This is a genomic window from Actinoplanes oblitus, from assembly GCF_030252345.1.
Classification (GTDB): Bacteria; Actinomycetota; Actinomycetes; order Mycobacteriales; family Micromonosporaceae; genus Actinoplanes; species Actinoplanes oblitus.
Genome location: NZ_CP126980.1, coordinates 1,464,218 through 1,489,346, shown reverse-complemented (window position 1 = coordinate 1,489,346; position 25,129 = coordinate 1,464,218). Strand labels below are relative to the sequence as shown.

The 25,129-nt window shown below is 70.9% G+C and carries 40 protein-coding genes and 2 tRNA genes; 4 read left to right on the top strand and 38 right to left on the bottom strand.

Annotated features, from left to right (window positions below; all coding sequences use genetic code 11):
• Positions 1–118: 118 nt before the first annotated feature.
• The 29 genes from Actob_RS06920 to Actob_RS06780 form a co-directional block, all read right to left on the bottom strand.
• The gene (locus tag Actob_RS06920; protein ID WP_284919224.1) at positions 119–1,060 is read right to left on the bottom strand and encodes a hypothetical protein; all 942 of its coding nucleotides are present in this window, start codon (positions 1,058–1,060) and stop codon (positions 119–121) included.
• Positions 1,057–1,284, bottom strand: a complete 228-nt coding sequence (locus Actob_RS06915) for a helix-turn-helix domain-containing protein (protein WP_284919223.1) — start codon at positions 1,282–1,284, stop codon at positions 1,057–1,059. Before Actob_RS06915 ends, Actob_RS06920 begins: the two co-directional genes overlap by 4 nt.
• 464 nt (positions 1,285–1,748) lie before the next feature.
• Positions 1,749–2,129: a hypothetical protein gene (locus tag Actob_RS06910; protein ID WP_284919222.1), complete on the bottom strand. Its 381-nt coding sequence runs from the start codon at positions 2,127–2,129 to the stop codon at positions 1,749–1,751.
• A 100-nt stretch (positions 2,130–2,229) separates the two neighbouring features.
• Entirely contained in the window at positions 2,230–2,511 is a 282-nt protein-coding gene (locus tag Actob_RS06905; protein ID WP_284919221.1) for a hypothetical protein, read from the bottom strand.
• A complete protein-coding gene (locus Actob_RS06900) occupies positions 2,508–2,813 on the bottom strand; it encodes a hypothetical protein (protein ID WP_284919220.1) in 306 nt (101 codons plus the stop codon). The genes Actob_RS06905 and Actob_RS06900 overlap by 4 nt, the downstream gene beginning before the upstream one ends.
• Complete coding sequence (locus Actob_RS06895; protein WP_284919219.1) at positions 2,810–3,085, bottom strand: hypothetical protein; 276 nt, start codon at positions 3,083–3,085, stop codon at positions 2,810–2,812. Before Actob_RS06895 ends, Actob_RS06900 begins: the two co-directional genes overlap by 4 nt.
• A complete protein-coding gene (locus tag Actob_RS06890; protein ID WP_284919218.1) occupies positions 3,082–3,423 on the bottom strand; it encodes a hypothetical protein in 342 nt (113 codons plus the stop codon). The genes Actob_RS06895 and Actob_RS06890 overlap by 4 nt, the downstream gene beginning before the upstream one ends.
• Complete coding sequence (locus tag Actob_RS06885) at positions 3,416–3,742, bottom strand: hypothetical protein (protein WP_284919217.1); 327 nt, start codon at positions 3,740–3,742, stop codon at positions 3,416–3,418. The genes Actob_RS06890 and Actob_RS06885 overlap by 8 nt, the downstream gene beginning before the upstream one ends.
• Positions 3,735–3,944 carry a hypothetical protein gene (locus Actob_RS06880; protein ID WP_284919216.1) on the bottom strand — a complete coding sequence of 70 codons (210 nt, stop codon included), beginning with the start codon at positions 3,942–3,944 and terminating at the stop codon, positions 3,735–3,737. The genes Actob_RS06885 and Actob_RS06880 overlap by 8 nt, the downstream gene beginning before the upstream one ends.
• On the bottom strand, positions 3,941–4,174 hold the full coding sequence (locus Actob_RS06875) for a hypothetical protein (RefSeq protein WP_284919215.1): 234 nt from the start codon (positions 4,172–4,174) through the stop codon (positions 3,941–3,943). Before Actob_RS06875 ends, Actob_RS06880 begins: the two co-directional genes overlap by 4 nt.
• Positions 4,167–4,400: a hypothetical protein gene (locus tag Actob_RS06870; protein ID WP_284919214.1), complete on the bottom strand. Its 234-nt coding sequence runs from the start codon at positions 4,398–4,400 to the stop codon at positions 4,167–4,169. Before Actob_RS06870 ends, Actob_RS06875 begins: the two co-directional genes overlap by 8 nt.
• Positions 4,397–4,906 (bottom strand): hypothetical protein, encoded by a 510-nt coding sequence (locus Actob_RS06865; RefSeq protein ID WP_284919213.1) that lies wholly within the window; start codon positions 4,904–4,906, stop codon positions 4,397–4,399. Before Actob_RS06865 ends, Actob_RS06870 begins: the two co-directional genes overlap by 4 nt.
• A gap of 7 nt (positions 4,907–4,913) precedes the next feature.
• The gene (locus Actob_RS06860) at positions 4,914–5,498 is read right to left on the bottom strand and encodes a coiled-coil domain-containing protein (RefSeq protein WP_284919212.1); all 585 of its coding nucleotides are present in this window, start codon (positions 5,496–5,498) and stop codon (positions 4,914–4,916) included.
• A gap of 76 nt (positions 5,499–5,574) precedes the next feature.
• The gene (locus Actob_RS06855) at positions 5,575–5,844 is read right to left on the bottom strand and encodes a hypothetical protein (protein ID WP_284919211.1); all 270 of its coding nucleotides are present in this window, start codon (positions 5,842–5,844) and stop codon (positions 5,575–5,577) included.
• A complete protein-coding gene (locus Actob_RS06850; protein WP_284919210.1) occupies positions 5,844–6,443 on the bottom strand; it encodes a hypothetical protein in 600 nt (199 codons plus the stop codon). The genes Actob_RS06855 and Actob_RS06850 overlap by 1 nt, the downstream gene beginning before the upstream one ends.
• The gene (locus tag Actob_RS06845) at positions 6,440–6,850 is read right to left on the bottom strand and encodes a hypothetical protein (protein WP_284919209.1); all 411 of its coding nucleotides are present in this window, start codon (positions 6,848–6,850) and stop codon (positions 6,440–6,442) included. Before Actob_RS06845 ends, Actob_RS06850 begins: the two co-directional genes overlap by 4 nt.
• Positions 6,847–7,176, bottom strand: a complete 330-nt coding sequence (locus tag Actob_RS06840; RefSeq protein WP_284919208.1) for an ArsR/SmtB family transcription factor — start codon at positions 7,174–7,176, stop codon at positions 6,847–6,849. Before Actob_RS06840 ends, Actob_RS06845 begins: the two co-directional genes overlap by 4 nt.
• Positions 7,173–8,186: a hypothetical protein gene (locus tag Actob_RS06835; protein ID WP_284919207.1), complete on the bottom strand. Its 1,014-nt coding sequence runs from the start codon at positions 8,184–8,186 to the stop codon at positions 7,173–7,175. The genes Actob_RS06840 and Actob_RS06835 overlap by 4 nt, the downstream gene beginning before the upstream one ends.
• A complete protein-coding gene (locus tag Actob_RS06830) occupies positions 8,183–8,437 on the bottom strand; it encodes a hypothetical protein (RefSeq protein ID WP_284919206.1) in 255 nt (84 codons plus the stop codon). The genes Actob_RS06835 and Actob_RS06830 overlap by 4 nt, the downstream gene beginning before the upstream one ends.
• Entirely contained in the window at positions 8,434–9,333 is a 900-nt protein-coding gene (locus Actob_RS06825; RefSeq protein ID WP_284919205.1) for a PD-(D/E)XK nuclease-like domain-containing protein, read from the bottom strand. The genes Actob_RS06830 and Actob_RS06825 overlap by 4 nt, the downstream gene beginning before the upstream one ends.
• On the bottom strand, positions 9,330–9,644 hold the full coding sequence (locus Actob_RS06820) for a hypothetical protein (protein ID WP_284919204.1): 315 nt from the start codon (positions 9,642–9,644) through the stop codon (positions 9,330–9,332). Before Actob_RS06820 ends, Actob_RS06825 begins: the two co-directional genes overlap by 4 nt.
• Positions 9,641–10,243, bottom strand: a complete 603-nt coding sequence (locus Actob_RS06815; RefSeq protein ID WP_284919203.1) for a hypothetical protein — start codon at positions 10,241–10,243, stop codon at positions 9,641–9,643. Before Actob_RS06815 ends, Actob_RS06820 begins: the two co-directional genes overlap by 4 nt.
• Complete coding sequence (locus Actob_RS06810; protein ID WP_284919202.1) at positions 10,240–10,563, bottom strand: hypothetical protein; 324 nt, start codon at positions 10,561–10,563, stop codon at positions 10,240–10,242. Before Actob_RS06810 ends, Actob_RS06815 begins: the two co-directional genes overlap by 4 nt.
• Entirely contained in the window at positions 10,560–10,754 is a 195-nt protein-coding gene (locus Actob_RS06805; protein WP_284919201.1) for a hypothetical protein, read from the bottom strand. The genes Actob_RS06810 and Actob_RS06805 overlap by 4 nt, the downstream gene beginning before the upstream one ends.
• A gap of 222 nt (positions 10,755–10,976) precedes the next feature.
• Positions 10,977–11,504, bottom strand: a complete 528-nt coding sequence (locus tag Actob_RS06800) for a hypothetical protein (RefSeq protein WP_284919200.1) — start codon at positions 11,502–11,504, stop codon at positions 10,977–10,979.
• Positions 11,501–11,692, bottom strand: a complete 192-nt coding sequence (locus tag Actob_RS06795; RefSeq protein ID WP_284919199.1) for a hypothetical protein — start codon at positions 11,690–11,692, stop codon at positions 11,501–11,503. Before Actob_RS06795 ends, Actob_RS06800 begins: the two co-directional genes overlap by 4 nt.
• A gap of 158 nt (positions 11,693–11,850) precedes the next feature.
• Positions 11,851–12,099: a hypothetical protein gene (locus Actob_RS06790; RefSeq protein ID WP_284919198.1), complete on the bottom strand. Its 249-nt coding sequence runs from the start codon at positions 12,097–12,099 to the stop codon at positions 11,851–11,853.
• Positions 12,099–13,211 (bottom strand): hypothetical protein, encoded by a 1,113-nt coding sequence (locus Actob_RS06785; RefSeq protein ID WP_284919197.1) that lies wholly within the window; start codon positions 13,209–13,211, stop codon positions 12,099–12,101. The genes Actob_RS06790 and Actob_RS06785 overlap by 1 nt, the downstream gene beginning before the upstream one ends.
• A 270-nt stretch (positions 13,212–13,481) precedes the next feature.
• Complete coding sequence (locus tag Actob_RS06780) at positions 13,482–13,715, bottom strand: helix-turn-helix domain-containing protein (protein WP_284919196.1); 234 nt, start codon at positions 13,713–13,715, stop codon at positions 13,482–13,484.
• Between the two features lie 241 nt (positions 13,716–13,956).
• On the opposite strand from Actob_RS06780, the gene Actob_RS06775 reads away from it, so the two are divergent.
• Together Actob_RS06775 and Actob_RS06770 are read left to right on the top strand one after the other, a co-directional pair.
• Positions 13,957–14,400, top strand: coding sequence for a helix-turn-helix domain-containing protein (locus Actob_RS06775; protein WP_284919195.1), 444 nt, complete (start codon positions 13,957–13,959; stop codon positions 14,398–14,400).
• A 135-nt stretch (positions 14,401–14,535) separates the two neighbouring features.
• On the top strand, positions 14,536–15,801 hold the full coding sequence (locus tag Actob_RS06770; protein ID WP_284919194.1) for a tyrosine-type recombinase/integrase: 1,266 nt from the start codon (positions 14,536–14,538) through the stop codon (positions 15,799–15,801).
• Positions 15,802–15,875: 74 nt separating this feature from the next.
• Here Actob_RS06770 and Actob_RS06765 read toward each other — a convergent pair.
• The 5 genes from Actob_RS06765 to Actob_RS06745 form a co-directional block, all read right to left on the bottom strand.
• A tRNA-Ile gene (locus tag Actob_RS06765) sits at positions 15,876–15,952 on the bottom strand.
• A gap of 49 nt (positions 15,953–16,001) precedes the next feature.
• Entirely contained in the window at positions 16,002–16,175 is a 174-nt protein-coding gene (locus tag Actob_RS06760; protein ID WP_284919193.1) for a hypothetical protein, read from the bottom strand.
• Positions 16,176–16,197: 22 nt separating this feature from the next.
• Positions 16,198–17,460 carry an NAD(P)/FAD-dependent oxidoreductase gene (locus Actob_RS06755; RefSeq protein WP_284919192.1) on the bottom strand — a complete coding sequence of 421 codons (1,263 nt, stop codon included), beginning with the start codon at positions 17,458–17,460 and terminating at the stop codon, positions 16,198–16,200.
• A gap of 144 nt (positions 17,461–17,604) precedes the next feature.
• Complete coding sequence (locus Actob_RS06750) at positions 17,605–18,378, bottom strand: hypothetical protein (RefSeq protein WP_284919191.1); 774 nt, start codon at positions 18,376–18,378, stop codon at positions 17,605–17,607.
• A 150-nt stretch (positions 18,379–18,528) separates the two neighbouring features.
• Positions 18,529–18,601, bottom strand: a tRNA-Asn gene (locus Actob_RS06745).
• Between the two features lie 220 nt (positions 18,602–18,821).
• Between Actob_RS06745 and Actob_RS06740 the strand changes: the two genes are divergently transcribed.
• Positions 18,822–19,142, top strand: coding sequence for a hypothetical protein (locus Actob_RS06740; RefSeq protein ID WP_284919190.1), 321 nt, complete (start codon positions 18,822–18,824; stop codon positions 19,140–19,142).
• Between the two features lie 54 nt (positions 19,143–19,196).
• Here the strand turns inward: Actob_RS06740 and Actob_RS06735 are convergent, their stop codons facing one another.
• Positions 19,197–20,318, bottom strand: coding sequence for an apurinic/apyrimidinic endonuclease family protein (locus Actob_RS06735; protein ID WP_284919189.1), 1,122 nt, complete (start codon positions 20,316–20,318; stop codon positions 19,197–19,199).
• A gap of 964 nt (positions 20,319–21,282) precedes the next feature.
• On the opposite strand from Actob_RS06735, the gene Actob_RS06730 reads away from it, so the two are divergent.
• On the top strand, positions 21,283–22,479 hold the full coding sequence (locus tag Actob_RS06730; RefSeq protein WP_284919188.1) for a YihY/virulence factor BrkB family protein: 1,197 nt from the start codon (positions 21,283–21,285) through the stop codon (positions 22,477–22,479).
• 113 nt (positions 22,480–22,592) lie between these two features.
• On the opposite strand, the gene Actob_RS06725 is transcribed toward Actob_RS06730, so the two are convergent.
• The 3 genes from Actob_RS06725 to Actob_RS06715 are packed head-to-tail and all read right to left on the bottom strand — an operon-like array spanning position 22,593 to position 25,124.
• Entirely contained in the window at positions 22,593–23,402 is an 810-nt protein-coding gene (locus Actob_RS06725; protein WP_284919187.1) for an ABC transporter permease, read from the bottom strand.
• Positions 23,403–23,439: 37 nt separating this feature from the next.
• Positions 23,440–24,198 (bottom strand): ABC transporter permease, encoded by a 759-nt coding sequence (locus Actob_RS06720; RefSeq protein ID WP_284919186.1) that lies wholly within the window; start codon positions 24,196–24,198, stop codon positions 23,440–23,442.
• A gap of 2 nt (positions 24,199–24,200) precedes the next feature.
• A complete protein-coding gene (locus Actob_RS06715; RefSeq protein ID WP_284919185.1) occupies positions 24,201–25,124 on the bottom strand; it encodes an ABC transporter ATP-binding protein in 924 nt (307 codons plus the stop codon).
• Positions 25,125–25,129: the final 5 nt, after the last annotated feature.

Here is a 25,129-nt window from a genome sequence, read left to right as displayed (position 1 = left end):
CGACGAAGGCCCCGCTGGCGGGCGGGGCCTGTCGGAGCTTTCGGGCAGGGTTCGTCTGTCCCGGATGGCCGGAATAGTACGGCGCGTGATCAAGTCCCGCAACTACGCGTACGGTGCGTCACGCTGCCACCTTGCTCTCGCGCCGTTGCCGCTTCGGCGTGGCGGCCAGTGCCGCAGCGACGTCGCCGAATCGGTACAGCGGGATGACCTCCGGCTCTGGCTCGCGGTCCTCCTCGGCGGCCGTGGCTATCTCCGCCTCATCGGCCTCCTCGACGATCTGGCCGTGCGCGACGATCCGGCCGTCGCGCACCCGGGCCGCGATCAGCTTCCGGATCGCCTCTTGGGTCCGATCGGCGTCGAGGTAGGCGGCGAGCTTGGCGGCCTCGCTGGCGGTGACCAGCTTGTCGCCGAGGTGGCGCCGCAGGATGTCGCGGGACCGCTCGACGTCCCAGACCAGCTGGCAGGTCGGCATCGGGCACTGGATGATTCGGCGGCCCTCGACCGCGTAGAGGATCTTCCCGCAGTCGCACACGCCCACCAGCTCCTTCTCGGCGGGCCGGTCGACGAGCCGGGTCAGCTGGTGGCAGGCGTGCGTCAGGTCGCGGAACGCCTCGTCGGCGGCCGGGTGCTGGCGCAGCCAGTCGACCTGCCGGGCGAGCCAGGCGAGCTCCAGGGCGAGGGCGGGTGGTGGCTCGCGCCGGCGCAGCGCCTCGCAGCTGCCGTGCGCGCACCGGCGGCCGGTGGGCGGGCACAACGGGCCGCTCATGACGCGCCAGGCGGGCCGGCGCCCGGTCTCCTCGGCGACGACGCGCGTCCAGCCGCCGACGGCGGTCGCGATGGGGGCGAGCTTCGCCGAGGCGGTGAAGTCGCCGGGCGAAGCGTCGACGGAACCGCCCCGGGAACCGCCTCCGTAGCGCGTCTGCCGGGCGATCACGGTCCAGGCGTCCTCCGCATGCCCGGCGGCCTGTGCAAGATCCTCAGCGAGGCTCTGAGCGCACGGCCGGGCGCAGACGTAGCCGTCCTTCGTGGACGCGCCGCAACGCACGCAGGTCTGCTTCACGCGGGCCGCCCGGTCTCGCGGCGGAGCAGGATCACGTCGTAGCCCAGCACGTTCGCGGTTTCGACCAGCGCGTCGACGGACAGCCCGCGCCGGTTCTGCTCGCGGTCGCGCAGGGTCTGCGAGCTGACGTGCAGCCGCCGGCTCAGGCCCGGCCGGCTGAGGTTGGCCAGCCGGCGCAGGGTGTGCAGCACCTGGTTGGCCTGCTTGGTGCTGGTGATCTTCACGAGGCCCTCCGGGTCGGAAACGGGATGACGGCGGCGAGGGGCGTATCGGCGGGCGGCGCCGGGGCGGCCGGTCGGCGGGCGGCGACACGGCAGAGTGCGCACAGCGGTTGGCCGTCGGCCCGGAGTCCGGCGGGCAGTCCGTGATCGCATCGCTCAGGCCGAGGAGAAGGTTCGGGGTTCGTCGCCGGGCCGCTAGCGCGCGAAACGGTGACGGTTACTTCAACCTGTTCTCCGGATTGGGTGGTCGTAGTTGTGTCTTGGTCCTGGGTGGTGGTTGGGTCCTGTGGGCCCAACATGTGAGTCCCAGAGGACCCAACATCGCCGCGAATGTTGGTCCCTGAGGACCCAACAACTTCGCCGCCGTCCGGGGCCGATGCTGAGTCCTCAGGACCCAACAACTCGGAGTTATCCACAGGCAATGCTGAGTCTGTGGGCCCAACATCTCCCCGTCGGATGCTGAGTCCTCAGACCCAATCTCGACTTGCCGCGCGGCCCGCGCGGCGGGTTCTTCGACCGCGGTGGCGCTCCTGGGCGCGCCGAATTTCGAGCGCCTGTTTCGCCGGCGACCACACCTCGATGTCGTCACGGTCGAGCAGGTCGACGGGCAGCGTCAGCCGGTACTCGGTCGCCTTGGTGCCGCCGCCGGCCCGTACCACCTTCACGAGGCCGAGACGGCGCAAGTACGACAGGACATCCCGGACCGTGCGGTAGTCCGTTTCCAGGTCGACAGCGATGCGGGCGATACCCGGGCGCACGCGGGTGCCGTCGGCGTCGGCGAAGCTGGCGACACGTTCGGCGACGGCCTTGATCCGCAGCGCGGTGTAGCTCTTCCCGGCGATCTTCACGGTGCCGAACCGGCAGCGGCCGAGGATCTCGGTCCACTGCCGGTGGGTGACGGGGTGCTGCTCAGGTGGTGATTCGGTGACGCTCACGTCGGTCCCGTCTTCAGTTGCGGATCTTCTTCTTCGCCGGCCGCGGGCCGTACGCGACGGCGTCGTGGCGGCCGGGGCCCGCGCACACCGCCGGGTAGGCGTCGCGCGAGCCGACCTTGTAGGGAGTGCCGGGGTGCAGCGGCTGGCCGCAGCTGCACTTCCCGACGTGCTGTTTCGTGTCCAGGTGGTGCGTCCAGGCACTGGCGTCGATGGCGCCGTCCGCGTCCTTGAGCCGCGACCAGATGCCGGTGTGGCTGTCCATGCGCGGCCCGGGGATGAGCGGTTCCTGGGTCACCGCCCACCGCCGATCGGCAGCGCCTGCCGTCCGCCGCCCGTGTCCATCCGCTTGCGCCAGCAGGTCGGGCCGAGCCGGGCGACGACCATGCGCCGGCCGCCTACCGTCTCGTGCCAGGGCCGGAGCTCGCGCGCGGTTCGGCCGCAGTCCGAGCACCGTGGTGACTCGGCGGTCGGCTGCAGGTGGTCGCGCTCGACCAGGGCGAGGACTGCCGCCAGGCCCTCGCGGATGTCGCCAGCGTCGATGTAGACGTCGCCGCCATCGAGGGAAGCGGCCACCATCTCGTCGGTCACCTCGATCACGCGCGGATCCCCCGCTCCCGGGCGGCCTCGCGGCATGCCTCGCTCTTGCGGCACACGCCGTGTTTCGGCAGCTTGTGACCGCGCGGGCAGAGCCCGGATGCCACCGGAGCGGCCGGAATCTTCGGGTGAGGCTGCTCGGCGGCCAGGCCGAGCACCGCCAGCAGGTCGGCGTTGCCGGTTCGTTCCAGGTAGGCGGTGGCCGCAACCCGGGTCTCGGGCTGCTGCGCGTACGGCTCGTCCAGCCGGGTGGTGATGTTGCCGCCGCGGCTCACCGGGCACCTCCCCGAGTGCTGGTGCGGCACGTGCTGGCCCACGGGTCGTCAGTCAGCCGATCGCCACGCGGCAGCTCGAACGGCGTCCGACGGCAGCACGAGGTGACGCCCATGTCGGTTCCGATGAAGTGGACCGCCGACTGCGGTTCGGCCGAGATCCGGTCGCCCATCGAGCGGCAGGACTCACGCACGCACATCGCCTCACAACCGCGCGATCGCGGCGACCAGGGCGTAGTGCGCGTCGTGTTCCGGGTGGCCCACAGCGCCAGGTCGACGGAGCACTGGCCGGGCAGCCGGTTGAGCAGCCGGGCGATCCGGCGGCGCAGGAAGTTACGCATCGGGCTCACCGCCCCGCCGAAAGGTGCACTCGCTGATCTCGTGCCCGACTGGCCCGCCGCGCTCGTCGCCGCAGTTCGAGCAGTGCGGGTTCCGGCGACCGTGCCGCCCGTCGCCGGACCGGGCGGCGACCGAAGCGGCCAGGAGGTTGGCGGCGGTCGACTCGGCCTGGTCCGGAGTCAGCAGCACCCCCATGCCGCCCATGAAGCCGAACATCACTCGGCCGTCGCGACGCACCAGCATGAGGCCGGTCTCGAAGTCCTGGTAGCGGTCGCCCTGCCAGTCCAGGTCGAACGTGACGGTCTTGGACTGCTCAGCCACGATGGGCACCTCCTCGTAGCGCGCACGCGTCCGGCCCGGCCGCCGTCGACCAGGAGCCGTCGGCGCACTCGGTCAGCGGCATCCCGTACGGCGACGGCGTGGTGGCCGGAGTCGGCGCGGCCGGGGCCGTGACGATCAGCGCGGCGACCGCCGCCGCCCCGAAAACGATCAGGGCGGCAGCGGCCAGAACGGAGCGCGTCACCGGTCGGCCTCGTCGACGAGGGCCTGGCCCTTGCAGGTCAGCGCCCACCGGCGGGACGTGAACGGCTGGACGACCAGGTCGCGGCGCTCCATCGACCAGATGGACTGCGCGACCGAGGTGCGCTCGCCGTCGACGAGCAGCATCGGCGTGAAGTCGGCGTCGTCCTCGACCCGGCCGGCGGCGACGTCACGCAGCAGCGCGATCTCGATCTCGGTGGCGACCTCAGCCATCGGAACCCCAACCCGAGCTTGCTTCCTCGAACCAGCGGTCCTTGTCCGCCCGGGGCATGCCGCTGTCTGCCGCAGCGAGCGCCGTGGCGGCGGCGAGCGCGAGCGTGGCGTGCACCTGCGCGGCGGCGATGGCCTCCGCGATTGTGATGGGGTCTCCGGCGGCCTGCTGAGCGCCGATGCCGCCGATGATGCTGACCGCCTGCCGGTAGTGGTCCGGGCCGATCACTCGGCACCGCCGGAGAACTCCGCCGCCGGGACGCCGACCGCCTTGGCTTCCTCGCGCTCGGCCAGGAGCTCCTCGGCCGAGGCCTCCGGCACCTGGTGCTCGCCGTCCGGGCCGAGCCGCATCTCCAGCTGGCCGTCCAGCTCTCGCGAGCCGCCCTCGCCGGTCTCGCCGTCGAAGTCGTACGCCTCGCGCGGCGCGGAGAACAGCGTGTCCTCGATCGACCCGAGGCCCTGCCGCTTACGCAGCTGGTCGAGCAGGTCGCGGATCTGCTGACCGGTGCCCTCCGGGTCGGAGCCGTCGCCCTCGATGCCCGGCTCGATCGCCTTGATCGAGACGGCCATCTTCTTGCCCTTCTGGTTCTCGCCGTTGGCGTGCCACTCGACGATCGCGACGACCGGGACCTGAGTGATCCGGTTCGCGTCCATGAAGTCGGCAACCCGCTCCAGGCCGTTGTCGGGCCGGTGCTTCTCCGAGAAGGTGCCGGAGATGTTGACGGTCATGCTCATGCGGGTGCTACTCCTCGATCAGAGTGATGCGGACGCGGACCGGCTCCAGCCGGCCGCAGGGGTGGTTGTGGAACTCCCGGTACCGGCTGCCGCACGTGGTGCAGAGGTAGCGGACGTGCTCGTCCCAGACCCGACCGACCGGCAAGACGGAGCCGTCGTCCTGGAGGTCGCGGGCGTACTGCTCGGCTTGCTCCAGCAGCGCCTCCAGCTCAGCGATTCGCGTGCCTTGCTGGCCGATCGCCTCGGTCGCCTGGTCGCGCTGGGTTCGGTACGCCTCCATGTGGCCGCGAGCGTGGAAGAGCGAGGTGCTGGTCTCGTTCAGTTCGCGCAGCAGGTTGTCGCGCTCCGCCTCGACGGACGCCCGGACCGCCACGGCCTCCGCTAGGTCGCGGCGCAGCTCGGCTTCGCGGTCGACGTCGTCGCGGACCTCGGCCAGCAGCGCGTCGACGTCGACCGCCAGCGAGGCGTCGGCCGAGAGCGCGGGTGCGCACGGCTCGTACCGCGCGCACCCGCAGTCCGGCGCCCGGCAGCCGGCCGCCTTGCGCTTGTGGTCCTCCTGCTCGTCACCGCAGCGGCACAGCGGCGCGGTCACCGCCGGCCCCCGGCACACAGCGCGCAGAGCACGACCAGCGCGAGCATCGCCCACGCGACCCTGTCCGGGTGATCCATCAGGACCTCCCCGGAGTGACCGGCGGCTCCGCACTGCCCGGCGCCCGCAGGCAAAGGTCCAGCTGGAGATCCCATGCCAGATCAAGCAGCTCGTCGTTCCGGTCGTCGGCCTCCAACCGGGACTGTGCTTGCAACGCCACGTGGATCCGCCGGCCCGCCGCCGCGATCCGCTCTTCGAGGACGGCGGCGCGCCGGGCGTCGGCGGACGGCTCGTGCGGCGGGACGATCGTCTGCATCACGACCTCGCGGCGCTTCCCCAGTCCGAACATCAGCGCATCACCGCCAGTTCGGGCCAGCGGACCGCCTTCAGCGCGCGTCGATGCTCGTCCGGAACGTCGGCGAGCGGCTGTCCGTACGCGGCGAGCCCCATCGACAGCAGTGCCACCGCGTCGCACTGGTTGTCGTCGGCCGGGTTGATGTGCAGGAATCGGCCGTAGGTCGCGACGACCGAGGTCTTGACTTTGTCCTTGGTCACCTTGTTCTCGCCGGACGTAGCTCCCGACCCGGTCGCCCACACCTTGACCGTCGACGGAGCGACGTCGACGTAGGCAATCCGCTGCCGGGCCATCCACTGCGTGACGACCGCCCGGACGTGGTGCAACGGGTAGTCCGAAGCGGACTGGCGGGAGAAGGTGCCCTCGATGACGACCAGGTCGACCCGGCCGCCCAGCGCCCGGTTGCCGGACCCGAACCCGCACGCCCGGCGGACCGCGACGTCGATGATGTCGGTCTGGGTGTGCAACGGACGCTTGGCGGTGTCGAGCGTGCGGACCGCCAGCCGCGGCTCGCCGAACGCGTCGTGGGTGGTGGCGATCGCGGTGGCGGCGGTGGACAGGTCGAGCGCGGCGAGGCGCAGCGGCCGGATCATCGCCCCACCGCCAGCTCGGTATCGGCCGCGGGCAGCAGCGCGAAGATCTCCGGAGCCGACCAGCCGCGCGGGCTGGACAGCTTGTCCGGCACCGACCGCGCGATCTGGTGCGCCCGCATCGCCGCGTTGTAGCCAGCCCGGTACGCGGTGGAGAACTTCGCCGGGGCGATGCCGAGCGCCACCAGCTGGTCGACCGCCTCCGCGATCGAGGTCACTCGGTAGTTCGCGGCGACCATCTGGCCCTCGCGCCAGACCTGGAGGTCGCGGTCGTCCATGCCGTTCCAGAAGTCGACGCCCCAGCGGTGTGGCGGCGGACTGGTCCAGCGCATCGCGCCGTCCCGCCGAACGCCCTCGGTGCGCGCCCAGCGGAACAGCTCCAGTAGGAGTCCCCGCTCTGCCCGGGTCATCGACGGCCGCCGTGCGGGTCGAGCAGCAGCGCCAACCGCGACATGCGGTCGACATCGATGGCGCGCAGCACGTCCGGACCGTCGACCTGATTGCGTACCAATCCCGATTGATGCAGGACGGTCAGGTGGTGCGACACGTTCGGCTGCTTGGCGTCGAGCAGCGGCACCAGGTCGGCAGCTCGCATCGGGCCGCGCTCGGACAGCAGCGACAGGATCCGCAGCCGCATCGGGTCGGCGACCGCCTTCAGCGCGACCGCCAGGTCCTCGGCGTCGCTGCTGGTGAACCTGTGGCCGGCGTAGAACGGCGAGTGCAGGACGGCGGTCACTGGCCACCACCCGGCACCACGTCGTGGCCGTCGTAGCCCGGCAGCTCCGGGCCGACCGGGTGGCCGACCGGAAGGTTGCAGGCACCGTCCGGCGTCTCCCAGCCGCAGAACTCGGTGATCGGCTGCGATTCGGCCTTGCCGGGCACGTACTGCTGGCCGATCGAGGCGAGCGCCCGGGCGGTCTGGTGCTCGTCGAACAGGTGCAGGTCCCGGTCCATCGGGTTGCGCTGCTGGCCGGTGATCTCGTCGGCCGTGACCCGCTCGGCCGGGAACTCGTCGCCGACCGAGGTCTCACGCCGCTTGATCGACCGGAACACCACGCCGAGGTCCGCGACGTCCTCCGGCGTCCACTGCGACCGTCGCCGCTTGAGTCGGGTCTCGATCTGCAGCTCGGTCACGCCGATCCCGGCGAACGTGCTGACCATGTCGGCGATCCGCTGGTCGAGCGGCTTGCCGTCCCCGCGCTCCAACGTCTTGCGGCACAGGTCCTTGGCCTCGTCGACGAAGTCCGCGGGCAGTGCGGCGAAGATGCACTCGCGCAGGGCCCTCGCGCCGACGTTCTGGTTGTTCAGGTAGACGTCGGTCAGGTCGGTGAGTGCTCGCCGCTGGCCGCCGGCCATCTTGGCGTGCGGTACCTGGAACGTCCGCGACGAGCGGTAGTTCGTCTGCTGGTCCCAGGCGTACGCCTTGACCTCGGACTGCCCGGCCGCGTCGTCGCGGTGGAGCTCGTGTACGCCCTGGTCGAAGTTGCCCCAGATCCGGCCGAGCTCGCGGGCGCGGTGGACGGAGGCGTTGCTGCCGCGGTTGGGCACGGAGTAGAAGGCGCGGGACGCGAGGCCGTAGCGGCTGCACGCGTCGCGCATCTCGGCCCACACCCGGTCGAGGTTGCGCGGATTCTGCTGGGCGACCTGGACGGCGGCGGCGACCTCGGCCACCGCGCGGGCCTGCTCCACGGCGGTGGTCTGGGTGATCGGCGCCGGCGCGGCGAGCCGGTCGAGGGCGTTCGTCACCAGGGCACCTCGATCGCCTCGGGCGCGGCCACCAGGACCTCGTCGAACGACCAGTACTTCGCGCCGCTGACCGGGTCGGTCCGCCAGTGCTTCAGCTGGCCGTCGACCGTCGCCTTCCGGACGATCTCCTCGGCTTCCGCCCGGGTGTAGCGGCCAGCCTCCTCGATGTACTGCGTGTAGCCGCTGTTACGGGGTCGCCACCACATGGTCTTCTGGTTCGACCACACCAGGTAGCTGTCGATTTCGGTCACCAGATCTCTCCGTTCAGTTCCTTGGTCTCCCACGGCGGCAGCTCGCCGATCACGACGTCGTCCGAGTAGCCCGGCCATCGCCCCGACTCGGTGCACCGCGCGTAGATGTCGATCGCCTCGCGGACCCGCATCGCCCCGAGGCGCATCGCGGTCTGGTCCGGCTCGATCACGGTCACCAGGTATGGCGCCGTCTTCTCCTGCATCACCAGCAGGAAGCGGGCGCTGTCGTCTGCCAGGCCCAGGGCACGCAGCCCGGCCAGGTAGAACGCACCCTGCACGTGGTAGCCGAGCCGGGCGACGGACTTCATCGCGTCGTCCGGGGCCGCGCTGGCGCACGTCTTGTAGTCCGGCACCAGCAGGCGGCCGGCACCCGGGTGGCGCAGCCAGTCGATCAGCGCCCGGCACCGGACCGGCACCGTGCGCCCGTCCTCCAGCTGGCCGGCCGCCTGCCAGACGATGGCCTGCTCCGCCCGGCCCGAGCCCGGCGCGAACAGCGCGCGCGCGATCGGGTGCTCGCGGAGCCGGGCGGCCATCGCCTCGACGATCTTGACGTCCCGAGACAGCAGCGGAGTCTCGCCGCGCTCCCGGGCGTCCGCCGCGTCCTGCTTGGCCTTGTTGGTCCGCCAGCTGTCGGCCTTCACCTCGTGGATGCCCGGCCCCACGCCGAGCACCAGCTGGTGGGCCGCGCTGCCGAAGTCGAAGTAGTCAGTCGTCTCCTGCGGGCTGTCCGCCCAGTGCCGGTACAGCGCCGGGCACGACGGGGCGATCAGCATCCGGGCTCCGGTACTCGACAGCGAGCCGCCGGGCACCGGATCGGCGTGGTACTCGGCCTCGGTGAGCTGGTAGACGCCCGGCCCGGTGACCTTGGTGGACGGCGGCAAGGTCGGCGCGCTCACCGCCTACCCCCGTCCCCGAGATACCGGGCGTAGACCGTGGTCAGGCCTGTGGTCGACGAGCGGCGAGAGACCGCCTCGAAGTCGCCGGTGGGCCGGAAGCAGGCCACGTTGCCCATCCGGATCACCGAGGCGATCGAGCTGGCGTTGTTGACGTCGCCCTCGTAGACGACCGCCCACCGGCCGCGCTCGTCGCGCAGGATCTCGGCGACCCCGTCCCAGCGGCTGCCGGTGAGGTGTTGGCCCGGCCGGGCCGGCGGCGGCGGGTTCTCCCACCGGATGATCTCGGCCGCGGTCTTGGCCGGCGCCGTCATGCGCTCACCACCGGCAGGCAGAGACCGGACCGCTCGTGCTCAGGCGTGCCGATGCCGAGCCACGGGCAGCGGCACAGCGTCGGGCTGGTGGCCAGCGCCTGACGCAGCACCGGCCCCATCGCCTCGTCGAGCAGCTCCCACGCGTCGGACTCGGAGCCGGTGGCCTGGGCTTCCGCCTGCACTTCCGGCACGTGGTACGGACGCTCCGGGCGCAGGTGGCACCAGCGCCCGGCGAACTGCGCGGTCGGCTCGACCCACTCGGCCACCCGACCGCACTCGACGCACCGCCCGTACCGCTTGCTGGGCTCGGCCAGCTCGACGGGGATGAGGTCGAGGTGGGCGAGGAACCGCAGCGTGGTCAGCGCGTCCAGCTCTTCGGCCTCGACGTGACGGCCGTCCTGGAGGTTGACGTACAGGTGAGGCCCGCCGTCGGGCGTCCAGGTGTGGGCGACAAGGTCGGTGTAAGCGGCCCGATCCCAGGCGATCTCGACGAGGCGGCCGGTCTGGTCGTCGCGGATGGCGGAACGCCGGACGTCGTCCTGCTTCCGGGCCCACCGCATCGCGCGGCCCACGGCGCGCCAGTCGGGGAAGATCTTCATCGGGCGTCACCGCCCGCCACCTTGAGCCCGGCCGCTGCGTGCAACTTCACGGCCTGGCCCACCGCGGTCTTCAGCCATCCGGGTGCCGCCCCGACGTTGTTCTCCATGACCTGGTCGTTCCTGATCCCCCAGATGACCGACGTCGAGTACGAGGCCGTGTTGGTGGTGAAGCCGTGCACCCGGACCTCCCAGAAGCCGAAGGTCGACCGGTGCGTGACGATCACGTCCGCGGGCTTGAACTTGCGGCGCTTGGCGTCGCGGGTGACCGGGAGCTCGGAGGCGTCGAAGACGTACTTGGTGGTGACGTGGCGAAGCTTCATGCGACACCCGCCCAGCGCACCGAGGCGTCCGTCTCGTCGCAGACCAGGTACAGCGTGTGCGCCTCCTGCGCGACGGTCAGCTCCAACGCCGGCCACAACACCACCACGCCCGGCGCGGGAGTCTGGACGGTCACCGGCACGCCGTCGCGCTGGAGCCGGGCGGTCAGCCGGTCGGCCTCCGGGGGCGACAACGGGGTGCAGCACCGGCCGAACCGCGTCGTGCACGCCGGCCACGCAGACGCAGCGGCGCACGGTCTGGTCGATCCGGCGGCGGGCGCCCCACGAGGTGAGCGCGTGGCCCTCGGCGACAGCCGGGCCGGTCGCGCTGTCCCGGACGGTCCAGGCCCACCAGAACGGTTTGACCTGCCGGTAGCTGGGAGCTTCGGCGTTCTGGATGTAGATCGGCTGGCGCCTCACGACACACCGCCAGGAACCGGCGGGATCGTGCCGCACGTCGGGCACAACGTGCCGGGCGGCAATGGCAAGGTGAGCGGACCGCAGTTCGCCATCGGATGCGGGTCTGGGACCATCGCCGACCAGCGGTCCACCGGCGGAGCCTCCGGGCGCGGGCCGAAGATCGCGGCGACCAGGCGGCCGAGCCGGTCGCGGTCGTTGCCCGCGTCGAACAGCCAGTGCCGCGTGCCCGTCTCCGGGTCGTCCGCCATGCCCCCGGTGTCGGGGTGGATGCCGAGCACGTGGCAGGCCGCCTCCTGGGCGTGCATGCCGAGCATCCAGCGGGCGGAATCGTCGGTGACCTCGGCCACCTCGGCGTCGGAGTTGCCGAAGCCCTGGATGATGCCGCCGGAGAGCCGGACCGCGTGACCCGCGAAGCAGGCGGTGGTGCCGCAGTCCCACTTCCGTTGGTTCCAGGTCTCCGGGTGCGCGTCGATGTGGTCGAGCACGCGGTACGCCAACGCGGCGTTCGGGATCAGGGCGGTCACCGCAGACCACCCGGCCAGGTCGCCGCGACCAGCAGCGCGCGGGACCGCGTCCACCGGCGGGTGCCCCGGAAGAACCGCGGACGGCGCAAGTGCGGGGGCGTCAGGCGTCGGGTGATCGTTTCGTGCGGGTCGAGGTCGGCGGCATTGATGACCGCTATCTCGCTCGTGTCGGCGAGGTTGAGGCTCACTGCTATCTCCTGTGAAGTCGAGATGTGAAGCAGGTGCGAAGTCGGTGGCCCGGGGCGCAGCGGACGACGTGCGCCCCGGGCCGGTTGCCGGGCCCGGGCAGGCGGGCCGGCAGGGGCTGCGCGGCGGCAGAACAGGGGGCCGCCACCGCGCAGCCGGATCAGGTGGAGATGGCGGCCGAGTGCCGGGGGATCTCGCCGAGCCGGAGCGCTCCGAGCCCGGCCGCGGACTCGGCGTGGCTCTCGCACACCTCGCCGACCAGCACCGACCACACACCCAGGTCCGGGCGGTCGAACCGCACGCGCTCGCTGGCCGGCGCCGCGCAGGCCTGCGGCAGCACCACCGGCTGGACGTCGTCGAGGGCCTCCAGGCGGTCGATCAGCAGCGCCCAGGCGCACGGGGCGGTCATCAGCAGCCACCCGGACAGGTCGGCTCGACGGCGGTGAGGTCGATCCGGTCGTGCTCGGTCCAGCGCGGGATCCACTCGACGGCCTGCGGAGTCCCAGGGATGTACTCGAACGACCAGGCCTTGCCGTACTTCGCGATCATCGCGTCACGGCAGGCCTCGGCGTCCCGGGCGACCACGGTGGCGTACTTGCCGCTCAGTGGCTCGCCGGTCACCGGGTCGGTGTGGCCGCCGCCGAACGAGAAGTAGCGGACCACCGGCTCGGCCGGGCCGTCGCTCAGCTCCTCGCACGTCGTGCCGGACCGGAACGGCTCGTCAACGGCGACGCCCGGGTTCCGGCCGTCCTCGAAGCGGGGCGGGATGCGGCCGATCACCAGCTCGGCGTCCTCGGCCTCCCGCTGGTAGGCGGCGCCGGTCGGGTCGGCGATGTGCCGATCCACCTGGGCGACTGCCTCAGCGAGGGTGTCAAAGCCGCTGAAGGTCAGGCCGCACGCGCATTCCGCAGCGCACTCACCCGGACCGCCCGTCTGGCCGCTGAGGTGGTAATGCTCGGCGACCGGCTCCGGCTTGGGCTCCGGGTCCTTCCGGTAGGACGACCAGCTGGCCGCGACCTCTCCGTGGCGGCCGTTGCCCGGCCAGTCCACGCACAGGTACTTGCCGAACGGGTTGGCGACCTGCACGTCGAGCGCCGCCGCGGCCTGCTCGACCTCCTCGGCGCTGTCCAGGTGGAAGTCGATGTCGAGCGACCGGGGGCGACCAGAGGTGCCGGAGGGCAGCGGCACCCGGCCCTGCCGGACCAGCGCAGCCAGCTGCTCCAGCTGGACAGCGATCCGGCTACGGCGGTCGTCCGCCTTGGCCTTCTCGATCTCCTCGGCGGTCAGCAGGCGCAGCGGCTTCGCGGCGCCCCAGCGGACCGGGGTCGGCTCCAGGTCGCCGGAGCCCTCGACCACGATCAGCACCCGGGCACCGTCGTAGCCGTTGTTGAACGACTCGGTGTAGCGCACGACGGCCGGGCCGCACGCCTCGCCGCCGGTACCGTCGAGGTCGATCCAGTCGCCGCGTTCCAACTCGCCGGCGCGCTTGGTCTTGCGGTCAGGTACGGTCGAACTCGTCATCGGATGGCCTTTCTGAACGGTGGGTTGATCCGGTGATCTGCGCGCCGCCCGGGATGCTACCCCGTGGTGGCGCGCGTCTGTTTCAGGAAGGGTTGGGCCAGGGCGACAGCACGATCGGGGAGCCCGGCCGGTCGAGAAGCTCCGCGAGGTCCTCCAGCGCGGCAACCCAGCGCTCCGCCGAGTGCTCCCACCAGTCCGGCGGTTCCAGACGCCCGGGACCAGTGCCACTGCCGCCGCCGGGGCCAGTGCCGCCCCCTCCGCCTGGGTGCGTCACGCCGACTCGGCCTCTCGGTTTCGGCAGTACTCCTCCAGCGCCCGCCGGGAGATGCGTCGACTGCGGCCTTCCAGGAAGGACCGGATCCGGCCGTTCGCGATCAGGTTCTGGACGGTGCGCTCGCTGAGGTCGAGGACGGCGCCGGCGTGCTTCGCGCTGTAGGCGATCTGCTCGTCACCACGCTGGAAAGTTCCGTGCGTGGAGTCAGTAGAGGGTTTGTCTCCGTGCATGGAGACAACCGTATGCGTCTCCATTCGCGGAGACACTCATACTTTCGGTTGATTCCGATCACACCGCTCGATCCGCACGATGTATTCCATGCGCTTCCATGCAGAGAGACGTGCTTCCGGGGCAGAGAAACGAGTTTCCGGGCTCAGGCCGGTCAACTTTCGGCGACCCGGCCGACTCCGTTCGCGGGACAGTCTCCGTCCACGGGACAACCGTCCCGCGAACGGGACTTACCGTGATGTCGTGGCAGATCTCGATCCCGCGGTGGCGCTGGCAAACTGGGCGCTGTTCGTCGACCGCTGGCTGCGCGCCGTGCGCTCACACGATCTGCCCCCCGCGCAGCGGCTCACCGATCGGAAGATCTACGAACTCAGCGGGATTTCCACCAGCACCCTGAGCCGCTGGCGCAACGCCAAGGGGACCCAGCTTCCCGAGCTGGACAGGGTCCAGGCCTTCTGCCGCGTCGTCGGCGCGCCGATCGACGATGCCATGGCCGCACTCGGCCTGACCCGCGAGCCTCCGCAGGCCACCCCGGAGATGCCCGTCCCGGCCGACGTGCAGATCATCCTGCGCAAGCTCGTCGACCCGAACACGTCCGCGGCGGATCGCGCCTTCATCGTGCAGTCGTTGCAGGTGCTCGCCAACCACGTACGCGCCACGGCACATCGCAAGCCTGAAGCTAGCTGACCTCGTAACGTCCGCACCACATCGCCGCGATTCCGCGGATTCCATCCCTGCACCGTCACGCCGGTCCCTGCGTGAGCCCATGCCGACTCCGGGACCGGCCGATGACGCGCGCCCGCATCCCGAAGGAGCTGCTGCATGCCAAAAAAGAGGAAACCGGAGGACTACCCGACGATCAGCCAGGGGGCCGACGGCAAGTGGCACGCCTGGGTGACTGTCGGAACGAAGCCGAACGGTCGGCCCGACCAGCGCCACGTTAAGCGCCAGAACTACGAAGGAGCGGAGGCTCGCGTCGATGAGTTGCTCGCTCAGAAGCGGACCGGTCAGGTTCAGAATGCCGGCCGGGCGCCGACGGTCCAGGCGTGGTTCGAGGAGGTGTACTTCGAGACGGTGGCACCGCTCACGATGGATCTCACCACGATCGAAGGAGCCCGCAAGAAACTACGCCGCTACGCCTACCCGACGACCGGGAAGATCCGGATGGATCGGCTACAGCCATCGAACGTCACCGCCGTATACGTCGCCATGGTCCGTAGCGGGCTTGCAGACACGACGGTCCTTCAGGTGCATCGCATCATCGTTCGCGGGCTGCGGGTGGCCTTCCGGACGCGAGTCATCACCTGCAACCTGGCGGAGCTGATTACACCGCCGACCGCTAAGAAGAAGGTCCTTGCCGCGCCGACCAAGGGCGAGGCGGACAGGGTGCTTGCGGCGACCGACAACCGCCGCTCCTCCACTCGCTGGCGATGCGGATTCGGTCTGGGGCTACGGCAGGGCGAGGCGTTGGGGCTGCGTTGGCCGTGGCTCGACATTGACTCCGAGCAGCCGGAAGCACGGATCCACTGGCAGTTGCACCGACGCCCGTTCCTGCACGGGTGCTCCGGCTCCCCCTGCGGCCGGCGCCGGGCCGGCAACTGCCCGCAGCGGATCCTGCCGTTGAAGGCGGGTGAAATCCAGGTGGAAGGGGGTTTGATCCTTAAGCCTCCGAAGGGCTCCAGCTACGGCGAGATCCCGCTGCCTGCTGAACTCGTCGAGGAGTTCCGCCGCCACCGTGAAATCCAGGACTTCGAGAAGATGATGGCCGGTGACGCCTATGTCGATCGTGGCTTCGTCTTCTGCGACAGGCTCGGCCACCCGATCAGCCCCGAGGCCGACTGGAAGGAGTTCCAGGAGATCGAGGCTGAAGCTGGGGTGCACCTTCGGGTGCACGATGGCCGGCACTTCACCGCGTCGTTCTTGATCGCCTTGGGCGTCGACTCCAGCGTGGTGCAGAAGATCCTGCGGCATTCCAGCATCAAGGTGACTGAGGGGTACCTGGATGCCTCGACGGAACTGAAGCGAGAGGCGACGAGCCGAATGGGCCAGGCACTGCGCCGGCCTCAACGCGAAGGTAACGGTTGGTGACTTTCCGACAGTCCCCTGGCCTGCCAGTACACCCTTCCGTACACCCTTGATCTTGGCTAAGACCAAGGGATGCCTGGTGGGGCGGGCGGGACTCGAACCCGCGACCGAGGGATTATGAGTCCCCTGCTCTAACCCACTGAGCTACCGCCCCCTACACCGGCGGCGATAGTAACCCGCGCCCCGCTCCCGCAGCTAGCGATCTATCGCTCCACCAGCGTCTGTGGCAACAAAACAATCTGCGACCGCGGGTCGGTCACCATGTCGGGCGGCTGCAGGTCGACCACCGCCGGCAGGCCTTCCTCGCCGATGCTCCATGACTCACCGTCGTCCTGGGTGGTGAATTCGGCGAAATTCTCCGGGTTGATGTCGCTCATGTTGAAGCCTCCAGACAGGGACCTACACCCCGACCCGGGCGCCGAGTGACGCCAGGACCTCTCCAGCCGTCCGCCAGCCCCCGGCCATCGCTCCCTGGATGGACGGGCTGTCGCGGTGATCACCGGCGACGAAGAGGCCGTCGCCGAGGGCGACCGGCTTGCGCAGCGCGGCCTGCGGCACCCGGGCCGCGGGCAGGGCGTTCGGCAGGCTGATCACGTTGAGCAGTTCCCAGTCGTCGGTCGGTGTCCCGTACATCCGGGCCAGCTCGACCCGGATCACCGCCTCGGAGGCGCTGGACGGGGCGGAGATGCCGACCACTGTCGCGGCGATCAGGCTGCGCCCGCTGGGGGCGTACTCGGGTGCCGCGTTGCTGATCACCACGGTGTTCGCGATGATCTCCCGCCGGTCGCCGTCGATCAGCAGGATGGGTTCGTCGAGCGGCGCGTGGTCGGCGCCGAAGTAGAAGGTGGTCAGCCCGTGCATGTCCGGCGCGGGCAGCTGCGGAAGCAGTTCGGCGGCGTGCACCGGATCGGTGGCCACGATGATCGCGCGGCAGCGGATCTCACCGCCCTCGGTGACCACCATGCCGGGGCCGATGCTCAGCGTGCGGGCGCCGATGAGCAGTTGCGGGAAGGGCAGCGGGCCGGCCACCGCGGCCGGCAGCGCGGCCATCCCGAGGGCCGGCACCCCGATCCGGCCGCGGGCGAAGGACCGCAGCACCATCGCTGTGACGTGGCTGGAGGTGTCCAGCGACCGGTCGGCGAAGACGCCGGAGAAGAACGGCCGCAGCACCTCCTCGATGATCCGGTGGGACAGGCCGGCCTTGCGGAGCATCTCCTGGGTGGTCGTCTCCGGCGCGCTCAGCAGCCGCTGCGGTGTCGTGGTGGCGCACCGGGTGACCAGCGCGGCGAACTTCAGCCGGTCGGCCAGCGAGCCGATCCCGGAGAGCAGCGTCTGCGGGGTGGTGAGCGGTTCGCGCAGCGGGTTCTCCAGCCGGTGCAGGCTGCCGCCTCGGCGGACCAGCACCCCGGAGGTGAGATACCTCATCTCCAGCGCGTCGATGTCGACCAGCGCGGGCAGCCGTGGATAGGCGGTGTTCAGTGTCTGGAAGCCCCGGTCCATCCGCCAGCCGTCGTGCACGTCGGTCGCGACCCGTCCGCCGATCCGGTCGGCGCCCTCGACGAGCAGCCATTCCACCCCGGCACGGTCGAGCCGGCGGGCCGCGGACAACCCGGCGAGACCGCCGCCGACGATGACGACGTCCACCTCGACCGGCTGCGACATAACCACCTCACTGAGAGCGAACAACGCAAGCCTCAGGGTAACCGTGCACTTCGGGCTAAGGGGGCGAAAGAACAAGCGCCCCGAAAAACCCACAACCAAGATCAAATTACTGGCGTACGCCCACAGCAGCCGCCCCGGCCGCCGTCAGTCGGTCCCCGCCCGCCCCTCCAGTAACGCCCGCAGCCCCACCGCTCGATCCCGCCCGGCCACCCGCGCGAAGCCCCGCCAGACGCGCTCCTCATAGCAGCCCGGCTGCTCGGCCAGCAATGCCGCGAGCGCGCCCAGCGCCACCTGCCGGATCACCGGGACGTGGTCCACCGCCCGCTCCACCAGGAACCACTCCTGCCCGGGCGCCGGTTCCGCGGCCATCCGCCGGACCGCGGCCTCCCGCACCCGCCCGTCCCGGTCCAGGCTGGCCAGCACCACGTCCAGCACCCCGCCGGAGCCCGCCCGTACCCGTTCCACCGAGATCAGCAGCGCCTCGGTCAGCTCGCCCCGCCCGGCGTGGAAGAACAGCGCGTCCAGCGGACCGGGACACCGCCCCAGATCGGCCAGCTCCACCGCCGCCCGGTCCGGCGGCAGCTCCCGCAGCCAGCCGACCATCTCCTCGATCCGATCCAGCTCACGGCGAGCCACGCCGGCGAACTCCCAGACCCGCGTCACCCGCTGGACGAACCACCGGCCGGATCGGAGCTGCCGCACGCCGAGCACCACTCCGAGACCGAAGAACAGTGTCCCGAAGGCCCCGGTGAGAATGTCGCCGATCGCTCCGTCGCGCATGGACACCACTGTCGCCAACATGCTCAACAGGAACAGCACCAGACAGCCCGCCGCCCGCACCCAGACGGACAACCGCCGGCCGGCCCACGGGCGACCCGGCCGGCGGGCGCGGTCACGGAGCCTGGTCCAGAACGGCACGCGGTGAACGTACGGGAAAAAGATCTTTATGGGCCAGCAGGTTTCCGCGGCGCCGCGACCACCGCATCGCGGGGTCTGCGGCGGCCGGCCTGCTGCCGCAATGCGAGAGGCCCCGGTCCGCACCAGCGGGCCGGGGCCTCTGAACGCTCGCTCCCCCGATTGGACTCGAACCAATAACCTGCCGGTTAACAGCCGGCTGCTCTGCCAATTGAGCTACAGGGGATCGTGCCTGCCGCTGGGTTTCCCTGGCGACGGAGAAGAGATTACACGATCGCCGGGGCCCGGCGCGAAGGGGATACCCCGTGGCGCGCGGTGGGGGGCGATGTCGCCGTTGCGACTTCCGGCAACAGGAGTGAAACCGGGATGGAGGGCATATCGGCGCGGCAGGATGGGTATGCACGCCCCAGACGCGTTGGCGTCACTGATCGGAAGGAGCCGCCATCATGCGCGGAAAGTTGATGTTCCTCACCGGCCTCGCGGCGGGCTTCGTCCTGGGCAGCCGAGCCGGCCGGGAGAAGTATGAGGAGATCCGGGCGAACGCTCAGAAGTTCTGGGACCATCCGACCGTCCAGGAGGCGGCCGGCGTCGCGCAGGCGCAGGCCAACAAGCTCTACACCGAGGGCAAGGACAAGCTGCAGTCGTCCAAGCTCGGCGAGAAGCTCGGCACGGCGCACCAGGACACCGGCACCAGCGGCAACACGGACGAGTTGCTGGCTCCGACGGACACCCTCTCGGGTGCCAAGGGGTCCGGCAGCGGGATCTGATTCCCCGTGACACGCTGAAGGCCGCCTCGGCGCGAGGCGGCCTTCAGCGTGTGGTCAGGGCGCGTTGCAGGGTTCGCCCTCCGGCACCAGGCCGAGGGCGGTCAGTTCCCGGATCACGTACGCCAGGTGCACCGCCGCCGAGCCGGGCGCGTCCACCTCGATGTACTCGGTACGCGCGGTGTCCGCGGCGAGCAGGTGCCGCAGCACCGGCTGCCAGGCCACCGACGGATCGGTGACGCGCACCGTGATCACCGAGAGACCGGCGTCGGTGAGCCGGTCCACGCCGTCCCGCGGGGCGGGCCAGTCGCGTACCACGCGGGCCAGGTCCAGACAGAGGCCGAGCCGGTCCTTGTCCACCCGGGTCAGCGCGGCGACCGTGTCCTCCGGGCTGTCCAGCACCTGCCCCGGCCCGGGCTCGAACCCGGCGCGAACCGCGCGCCCGACCCGCCAGGCCAGGTCGGCGAGCCCGCCGGAGAGGCGGGCCACATGCCGGGCGACCGCCTTCTCGTGAGCCTCGTCCCAGTCCGCGCGGCGAGCCAGCCCGCAGGTGCTGACCGCGCCCCGGACCTCCTCGTCGGGCAACAGGTCGACGAGGATCCGGGCCAGGCCGAGGGTGTGTTGCAGACGGGCGGGTTGGCTCCAGTCGGGGAGCGGGGGCAGGCTGCCGCCCTCCGCACCAGACCCACCGGACAGCGGGGCGGAGCCGGCATCCTCCGCACCAGGACCGCCAGACAGCGCGGGCGAATCAGCACCCTCCGCACCAGATCCACCGGGCAGCGGGGGCGAGCCGGCATCCTCCGCACCGGGTGCGCCGGGCAGTGGAGGCGGGCCGCTGCCCTCGGCATCAGGACTGCCGGGCAGCGGGGGTGAGCCGCCGCCCTCCGCGCCGGGACCGCCGTTCAGCGTGACGACCTCGATGCCTCGGGCGTCGAGCTCGGCACGCAGCCGGGTGCGGGCGCGCCCGTCGTCGACGAGGGCGGCGGCGAGCGAGTAGGGCAGGCGCAGGGCGACGCCCAGCCGGCCGGGGTCCTCACCGCGAGCGGCGAGCAGGCCGGCGCGCAACTCGGCGGCAGTCGCATCGATGATCGCGAAGGCGTCGGTGAGGGTCCGGGCCCCGGTCAGACTCACGCCGCAGATGAGGTGCACGATCCGGCCGGAAGGATGTCGCAGCCGCATCAGTTTCCTCCCCGGACGAGACCACCCGTGCAGGTGCACGTGCATTCGCTCGTGCCGACGCTTCCAGTATGGACCATCGGCTGCACCATCCTTGATCCACCAGTACCCAGCCGCCGGCACGCCATGGCTGCCTCCATCCTGGAATGTCCTGCCCTCCGATACGAGCGTGCGACGCGATGCGGATCATCGGCGTACTTGCCGTGCGACAGCGTGACCGGCGGATTCATGATCAGATCGAGGTGCACCCATCGGCGACCGACTATGTTCATCGGTGGGGTGACCAGCGAGTAGCAAACTTGGCGAGGCCCTGGGAGAGCGTTTTCGGATCATCAGTCACGTGCATCATCTGCGGAAATGGACATGCAATGGTCGGCTGCCCGTGCGTACGCCGCGTGCCCCCGCACGCGGCAAATGCCCATCTTGCGGCCAACTCCGGCGCTGGACGCGCTCCCAAGGCTGCGGCCCAAGGGTCGCTGCGACCCGGCGCGAGCCGTGACCGCTCCAACGGAAGGTCGACGTCGAGAGCGGGCTCGGCGTCCGTATTTATCCACAGCGGCCGGTTGTACACAGGCCGGCCGGTGGATGCCGCGACTTTTCGGGACGCTGGTTTGTGGGTGGTCTGCCCCCGGATGGGGTGGGGACCGCGCAAGAGGCTGTTCAGGTGAGGCTCGGACGGTGCGCGGAGGGCAGCGGGCGGAGGGGCGGTGGACGGGAGACAGCGGACAGCGGGGTGGCGGGCGAAAGACAGCGGGCGAAAGACAGCGGGCGAAAGGCAACGAGCGGAAGGCAACGAGCAGTCGCGAAGGGGCACGGCACCAACCAACCCCATTCATCGTGCCGGGCCGGTGCGGGGATGGTTAGCAACCCGGTCCGCCGGGCATCCCCCTCGCAGGTCGTCATCGCACGTCGCAGCGGGGAGGGCGGCACGCGCGCGACCGGCCGCTTCACCGAAGGGAAGCCCCGCATGAAACTCCGTCATCGCCCGGAAGGGCAGCACGACCCCGACGAGCAGCCCGGGACCGGCAAGTCCGGCGACGCCGCGGTGACCGCCGGAGGCGCCGATGCCGACGCCGGCGCGTCACCGGCCGGCGCGGATGCCACGGACGCGCGCCGGCGTGGCGCCGAGGACTTCGATCTGGCCGCTGCCAGCACCACCGAGGTGGGTCACTCCCCCACTCCCCGCGATCTCGCCGCGCCCGGACCTGACGACGGCCCGGACCGGCCCTCCCAGCTGCGGGCGCGTGGCATCTTCGCCGCGCTGAAACGGACCTTCAAGCAGTTCTCCGAGGACAACGTCTCGGACTGGGCGGCGGCGCTGACCTACTACGGCGTGCTGTCGATCTTCCCGGGCACACTGGTGATCGTCTCGATCCTCGGCATGCTCGGGCCGGCCGGGCAGCGCACGGTCACCCAGGCGGTCGGTGAGATCACCCCCAATGATCAGCTGCGCGACCTGGTCAACACCGTGCTGAGCCAGGTGCGGGGCACCGGCAGCGCCGGGCTCGCGGCGATCATCGGTCTGCTGGTCGCGTTCTGGTCGGCGTCCGGGTACATCGCCGCTTTCATGCGCGCGTCGAACGCGATCTACGACGTGCCGGAGGGCCGGCCGATCTGGAAGACCCTGCCGATCCGGGTCGGGGTGACAGCCGTGGTCGGCGTGATGCTGATCGCCTCCGCCGCCATCGTGGTGTTCACCGGCGACCTGGCCCGCGTGGTCGGCGAGAAGATCGGCCTCGGCGGGGTGGCCGTGACCACCTGGAACATCGCCAAGTGGCCGGTGCTGGTGATACTGGTCAGCCTGATGTTCGCGATCCTCTACTGGGCCTCGCCGAACGCCAAGACGGGCGGTTTCCGCTGGATCAGCCCGGGTGGCATCTTCGCGGTGCTGCTCTGGGTCGCGGCGTCCGCCGGCTTCGCGATCTACCTGGCCAACTTCGCCAACTACAACAAGACGTACGGCACCCTCGGCGGTGTGATCGCCTTCCTGGTCTGGCTGTGGATCTCGAACATGGCGATCATGCTCGGCGCCGAGCTGGACGCCGAGCTGGAGCGCGGCCGGGCCATCGCCGCCGGCCACCCGGCCGACGAGGAGCCGTTCCTGGAGCTGCGGGACACCCGCGCGCTGAAGAAGGGCTCGGAGCACGGCCTGAGCCAGGGCTGACCCGCCCGGCGCCGACCGGTCGAGCACGGGGCGACCGGCCGGCGCCGGGCGCCCGGTGACCCGAGCTGGCCGGCCGCGCGGGATGAGCCGGCCCCGAGGACCGGCGGCGCCGCTCACTTACAGAGCAGCTTGCCCATCCGGCGACCGGAAATGATCAGACCCACGACGAGCATCGCCAGCAGGTAGAGCACGTCCACCACCTGGATCCAGCCGACCGCGCCCAGGCTGATCCCGCGGATCAGGTCCACCGAGCGGTAGAGCGGGGACAGCTCGACCAGCCAGCGCAGCACCGCTGGGTAGGACTCGGCCGGGACGAACGTGCCGGAGAACAGGAACAGCGCGAACTGCCCGGCCCCGATCAGGTCGAAGTCCTGCCAGCTGCGGATCAGCGTGGCGGTGGTCATGCCGAGCGCCCCGAACGCGAACCCGACCAGCACCGTGGCCGGGAACGCGGCGAGCGCCCGCAGTGGCGTCGTCAGGTCCATCGCCACCATCAGCGCGAGGAACGCCACCGAGTAGATGCTGCCCCGGGCCATCGCCCAGATCAGCTCGCCGATGGCGATCTCGAACGGCCGGATCGGCGTGGCCAGCATGCCGTCGTACAGCCGCATGAACTTCATCTTGCCGAAGAAGTTGAAGGTGGTCTCGGCGAGCGCGCCGCTCATCGCCGAGGCGGCCAGCATCGCCGGCGCGACGAACTCGGTGTAGCTGACCAGCCGGCCGCCGGGCAGCGCGATGTCGCCGATCAGCGCGCCCACCCCGACGCCGATGGAGAACAGGTAGAGCACCGGCTCCAGCAGGCCGCCGGCGAGCACCACCCAGTACGCCGATTTCAGCGCGCTGACGTTGCGCTCGGTGACCCGCACGGACCGGCCGGCGCTGCCCTCGAACGACACCAGTTTCGGCAGGACCAGGGTCAGCACGGCACCATCACACCCCTCGGAGGACGTCGGCTCATCGTCAGAACACCAGCCGCCGCTGGTACCGCCAGTGCGCCAGGAAGCAGCCCGCCGCGCACCACGCCAGCAGATAGAGCACGTGCCAGAGCCCGGCGACCCCGGGGTTCAGGCCGAGCGTGGCGGCCCGGGTCAGGTCCACCCCGTGCCAGAGCGGCAGGGCGTAGGCCACCCAGCGCAGCAGCGGGGGCAACGACTCGATCGGGAAGAACACCCCGGAGAAGAGCGACATCGGCAACACCGCGAACCGGAACAGGATGGCCAGGTAGCTGTCGCTGCGGATGCTGGCGGTGTAGGCCACCACCGGCGCCGCCACGGAGAGCCCGATCAGTGCGGCGAGCGGCGGCACGGCCACCACGGCCGGCGAGTGCAGCGTGCCGAAGCAGGCCGCCACCAGCAGGAACGCGGTGCTGCCGAGCAGCACCCGGAACAGCATGAACGCCAGGTGCCCGCCGAGGATGTCGGCCACCCGGAGCGGCGCCGCCGCCTGCGCGAAGTAGGTTTTCATCCACTCGAAGCTGCTCAGCACCGGCCAGGTGGCCTCGCCCAGCGCGGTCTGCGCGGCGGTCGAGGCGATCAGGCCGGGCACTATCCAGTCGAGATAGGCCGCGCCGTCGATGTCGGTCTGGACGTAACCACCGACGCCCAGCCCGAACCCGAGCATCGTCAGCAGCGGCAGCACCAGCGTGGACAGGGCGCTCGACCGCCAGGTCCGCCGGTAGTTGACGAGGTGGTACTCCAACACGTACGCCGCGGAGGTCATCGTCAGTCCACCAGGGTGCGGCCGGTGAGGTGGAGGAAGACGTCCTCCAGGCTGGAGCGGCGGACCAGGGCGGAGGCCGGGCTCAGCGAGCGCCGGTGCACCTCGGCCAGGGCGTCGTCGCCGTCGGCGACGTAGAGCAGGACGCGGTCGGGCAGCACCTCGACCCGGTCGGCGATGCCGGCCAGCTTGCCGGCATAGGTCCCCTGGTCCTCGGTGGTGAACCGCAGCTCGACCACCTCACGGGTGGAGTGCCGCTCGATCAGCGAGCGGGGCGAGCCCTCGGCCACGATCCGGCCGCCGTCCATCACCACCAGGCGATCGCAGAGCTGCTCGGCCTCGTCCATGTAGTGCGTGGTCAGGACCAGGGTGACGCCCTGCTGCTTGAGCCGGAACAGCCGCTCCCAGACCAGGTGCCGGGCCTGCGGGTCGAGGCCCGTGGTGGGCTCGTCGAGCAGCACCAGATCGGGCTCGTTGACCAGCGCGCGGGCGATCGTGAGCCGGCGTTTCATGCCACCGGAGAGCGGCTCCACCTTGCTGCCGGCCCGCTCGCTGAGCTGCACGAACTCGAGCAGCTCGGCGGCCCGGCGGCGGGCGGTGGCGCGCGGGATGCCGAAGAACCGGGCATAGGTCGTCAGGTTCTCCTGGACGGAGAGCTCGACATCCAGGTTGTCCAGCTGGGGGCAGACGCCGAGCCGGGCGCGGATCGCCGGGCCGTCCCGCAGCGGATCCATGCCGAGGATCCGCAGGACGCCGCCGGTGGGTGGCGAGACACACCCGATCATCCGCATGGTGGAGCTCTTGCCGGCGCCGTTGGGCCCCAGGAAGCCGAACGCCTCACCGGGCTGCACGTCGACGTCGATGCCGTCGACGGCAGTGAAGTCGCCGAACCGCTTGATCAATCCGCGGGCGTGGATGAGAGCAGTCACGCCCC

Bases quoted from the DNA above. Each gene is read 5' to 3' on its own strand.
- Actob_RS06720 (WP_284919186.1), bottom strand. From the start codon at position 24,198: ATGACCTCCGCGGCGTACGTGTTGGAGTACCACCTCGTCAACTACCGG.
- Actob_RS06790 (WP_284919198.1), bottom strand. From the start codon at position 12,099: ATGACCGCCCCGTGCGCCTGGGCGCTGCTGATCGACCGCCTGGAGGCC.
- Actob_RS06770 (WP_284919194.1), top strand. From the start codon at position 14,536: ATGCCAAAAAAGAGGAAACCGGAGGACTACCCGACGATCAGCCAGGGG.
- Actob_RS06850 (WP_284919210.1), bottom strand. From the start codon at position 6,443: ATGATCCGGCCGCTGCGCCTCGCCGCGCTCGACCTGTCCACCGCCGCC.
- Actob_RS06730 (WP_284919188.1), top strand. From the start codon at position 21,283: ATGAAACTCCGTCATCGCCCGGAAGGGCAGCACGACCCCGACGAGCAG.
- Actob_RS06760 (WP_284919193.1), bottom strand. From the start codon at position 16,175: ATGAGCGACATCAACCCGGAGAATTTCGCCGAATTCACCACCCAGGAC.
- Actob_RS06780 (WP_284919196.1), bottom strand. From the start codon at position 13,715: ATGCACGGAGACAAACCCTCTACTGACTCCACGCACGGAACTTTCCAG.
- Actob_RS06820 (WP_284919204.1), bottom strand. From the start codon at position 9,644: ATGACGGCGCCGGCCAAGACCGCGGCCGAGATCATCCGGTGGGAGAAC.
- Actob_RS06785 (WP_284919197.1), bottom strand. From the start codon at position 13,211: ATGACGAGTTCGACCGTACCTGACCGCAAGACCAAGCGCGCCGGCGAG.
- Actob_RS06875 (WP_284919215.1), bottom strand. From the start codon at position 4,174: ATGGCTGAGGTCGCCACCGAGATCGAGATCGCGCTGCTGCGTGACGTC.
- Actob_RS06755 (WP_284919192.1), bottom strand. From the start codon at position 17,460: ATGTCGCAGCCGGTCGAGGTGGACGTCGTCATCGTCGGCGGCGGTCTC.
- Actob_RS06845 (WP_284919209.1), bottom strand. From the start codon at position 6,850: ATGACCCGGGCAGAGCGGGGACTCCTACTGGAGCTGTTCCGCTGGGCG.
- Actob_RS06855 (WP_284919211.1), bottom strand. From the start codon at position 5,844: ATGTTCGGACTGGGGAAGCGCCGCGAGGTCGTGATGCAGACGATCGTC.
- Actob_RS06890 (WP_284919218.1), bottom strand. From the start codon at position 3,423: ATGCGTAACTTCCTGCGCCGCCGGATCGCCCGGCTGCTCAACCGGCTG.
- Actob_RS06735 (WP_284919189.1), bottom strand. From the start codon at position 20,318: ATGCGGCTGCGACATCCTTCCGGCCGGATCGTGCACCTCATCTGCGGC.
- Actob_RS06740 (WP_284919190.1), top strand. From the start codon at position 18,822: ATGCGCGGAAAGTTGATGTTCCTCACCGGCCTCGCGGCGGGCTTCGTC.
- Actob_RS06810 (WP_284919202.1), bottom strand. From the start codon at position 10,563: ATGAAGCTTCGCCACGTCACCACCAAGTACGTCTTCGACGCCTCCGAG.
- Actob_RS06865 (WP_284919213.1), bottom strand. From the start codon at position 4,906: ATGAGCATGACCGTCAACATCTCCGGCACCTTCTCGGAGAAGCACCGG.
- Actob_RS06815 (WP_284919203.1), bottom strand. From the start codon at position 10,243: ATGAAGATCTTCCCCGACTGGCGCGCCGTGGGCCGCGCGATGCGGTGG.